2 protein-coding genes and 1 pseudogene are annotated in these 2901 nt (G+C 43.2%); all 3 read right to left on the reverse strand.

Going from position 1 to position 2901, the window contains the following annotated elements; genetic code table 11:
• Nucleotides 1-358 precede the first annotated feature (358 nt).
• Complete coding sequence (locus ACEW9I_RS24535) at nucleotides 359-652, reverse strand: hypothetical protein (protein WP_373542958.1); 294 nt, start codon at nucleotides 650-652, stop codon at nucleotides 359-361.
• 207 nt (nucleotides 653-859) lie between these two features.
• A pseudogene (locus ACEW9I_RS24540) lies at nucleotides 860-2251 on the reverse strand (ISKra4 family transposase).
• 427 nt (nucleotides 2252-2678) lie between these two features.
• Nucleotides 2679-2901: hypothetical protein (locus ACEW9I_RS24545; RefSeq protein WP_373542959.1), on the reverse strand; the 223-nt coding region annotated here is incomplete at its 5' end.

Genomic DNA, 2901 nt, shown 5'->3' on the forward strand with positions numbered 1-2901 from the left:
GGCGAATCTACTCAGTGTCATTCAAACTTGTCGCTTTCAAGCTCGTTCTGCGATGGCTTTTTTCCGTGAGGCTATTTCTGCTCATTCTTGTGACTTGGCAATGCCTTCTCTCATTCCCCTTTCCCACACCTGAATTCTTACATCCATCTTTGATTACAATTGGTCTTGCAAGTGCGGCTGTGGGTGGATTAAGTGCTGCTAAACAAGTAGCAGTAAAAGCTAATGTAGTGATTTGCTGAAAACGTTGGGCGATCGATCTTGTGAATTTGTTCGGAGCTGTCATATCGAATTGTTTTCCTAGTTTAGATTGAAGTTTGAGCTTGAGTTCTGTGTGGCGATCGAGCGTAGTTACAAACGATTAGAGCTTTTTGAACATATCGTTATCATTATCGTTTCCTAGTAAAATAAATATGGTACCGATAAAAGATGCAAGAAATGCAAAGATAGCAACATGCTTTGGAACTCGAACTAACCAGCATACGCCCGTAACTATTAGAGAAATTATCAGGCTGGATACAAAATGGCGTTTTATTCCTTTAATAAAACCGCCAATAACTTTATTACCAGCAAAAATAAAGTTAAGAGTGAAAATTAGCAACTGGCAGCCGATACTAATTGCTAATACGATCGCTAAAAGCTCTAAAGCCCACATTCTAATAAATTATTCGCTAAATAGTTGACCCCGCAGTGCATCTGCAAACGACTGTGCTTCCTGATTTTGCCAGGGCCATCCAACCACGGGAGCTGTAGATCCTCCAGTAGTAACTATATTTACCTTTGGAGATCCCCATAAAAACAAAATACCAACAACAAGCGGGATGATTCCAATAAAAAAAGCGATTAAGACTAGTGGGCGCATCTAGCGGTTGTGGGAGGGGTCAATTTGCCGGAGCGAGACATGGGGAAATAAAGAATCAAAACGATGATTGATCCAATTAAGTCTCAAGTGAAGTAGATGATTGAAACCATCCTCACTCCACCGCATCCCAACACCCTTAAATCGTTGCTGGATCAGCCATTTACAAGCACTTTCAATCATGCCACTACCAAGCGGACAGTCCTGTCGTTTAAAGGAGTGGTAACGAATATGGAGCTGATGAGCCTGAAAATAAGCTTGAACCTGTTGAACAGTCTCTAAATCTTCCCCTTGGGCAATATCAGCATTAGCTAGTGAAGCTAGAGAAGTGAGCACAGTTTGGTGGTGTCCATGTCGCAAAAGAGAACGCCAGCGTTTAAACCATTGGATTGCGTATGGGGAATGACCGTCGAACAGAGCAGCAGTCGCACGCCACAGATGTCCAGCAGCATGATAGAAATCGAGAATGCCAATGGCACAATGAGCAAAGCATTGACGATATACTCGCCAAAAACCACGCCCACCGTCACTGAGCCAAATCACTTGAGGTGCAGATTGGTAAGACTGAAGTTGTGCCTCTAATTGAATCAGAGGGATAAAAGTATCAATATCCCCTAAGACAGCAACCAATCGGCGACGCAACAGCCGAGTGACCTGTGTGCCTGCACGAGTCAGTCTGGAGCCTAATCGAACTAGTAAGCCCACTTTAACTTCCCGCCATTGGGTTTTGCCCTTGGGCGTTTTAGGCTGAGGGCGGAAGGGGACCATTACGCCATCTGCGGCGATAGCTAACCGGAGGGCGGCTGTTACTTCGTCGAGGCTTTCGGTTGGCATTGATTCACCCTGGAGATACTGCTCTAATTGTTCGTCTAATCGTGACTTAGCCTTAGTTCCAGATCTCTCCACCCAGTTCCACAATGTGCTGGCACTGACGGTAATCCCTGTACATTGATGCAACATCCAACTGGATAGTTCATAGGGCATCACTATACTCAGTAAGCATCCTAGTCGGATTAGTTCCTCGCTACTGGATTGATACGGCGTAATCCCTAATGCTTGATCTAACGGCACGCTCAAACTGACTTTACAGGTTTTAGTCGTGCATTTTCCCACTCTTCGCTTTCATTTAATGCACCCAATCAACGTGGACATTTGGCGGGGACGGAATCCTTTTGAGCCAATTTGTTTTTGACAGCCAGTGCATTTATGCCAATTAGTTGGCTCTATCGCTCGGTTGTTGAGTTCTTGTTCTACTGCCAACCGTGCAAATAGCAACCCCAGTTGTAATCCGAGCCATACCAATTCAGGTAGTGTTTTGGCTTGACGTAACTGTTCACAGTTTGATGTCCATTCTGCTAAATCTGGATATAAGCTCTCTAGATGTTGTACAGTCATAGTCAATTTGTTTTTTTGTTGCGGATGGAGTAATTCTCTCATCCTTTTTTACTTTTTGACCTCTCCCACAACCGCTAGATGCGCCCTTTAAATTCTTCAATGACACTTTCGGGGAAGTATTCGGTCAGGATTGAGTATTCATAATTCATGATATATTCTCTTTAATAATGTCAAGGTTTATGCTTACTAAATTCTCAATGCAGCGCGTAAATAGTTGTCATTCATCCAACATTTGTTGTTTTTTTTTCGCAGCAAAATAACCATCCGACTATCTCTGCAAAATATCGGTGACAAAGCAAGATTACACAAGTCCTATTAGGGTTTCATAAGTTTAAAAACACTAATTTCGGATTTATGAATGCGAATTTATCGGAGCAAAAAAGCCTACCCCATTAGTAGATTTTCAAACTACTAATGGGGTAATGTCTCAGCTCACTGATGGCAACGTCGCTAGATACTCTTCAACTAAGATTTGATGTTCTGGTCGATCGCCAGAAGTTAAGTAATCTATTAACAAGATTAGGTTCCAGAGGATCTTCCCCCTTTCTACTGGCTGAATCCAGTAGATCCCCTTGGGTAGCTTGGATCTTAACTGAGCTGATTGCCAAGCAGAGATATCGAAACGCTCTGCTCTGATTGCAGCCTCAGAA

The organism is Chamaesiphon sp. (genome assembly GCF_041738855.1).
Taxonomy (GTDB): domain Bacteria; phylum Cyanobacteriota; class Cyanobacteriia; order Cyanobacteriales; family Chamaesiphonaceae; genus Chamaesiphon.

What these genes read in the sequence shown, in the direction of transcription:
- ACEW9I_RS24535 (WP_373542958.1), bottom strand. Translation starts at nt 652, where the DNA reads ATGTGGGCTTTAGAGCTTTTAGCGATCGTATTAGCAATTAGTATCGGC.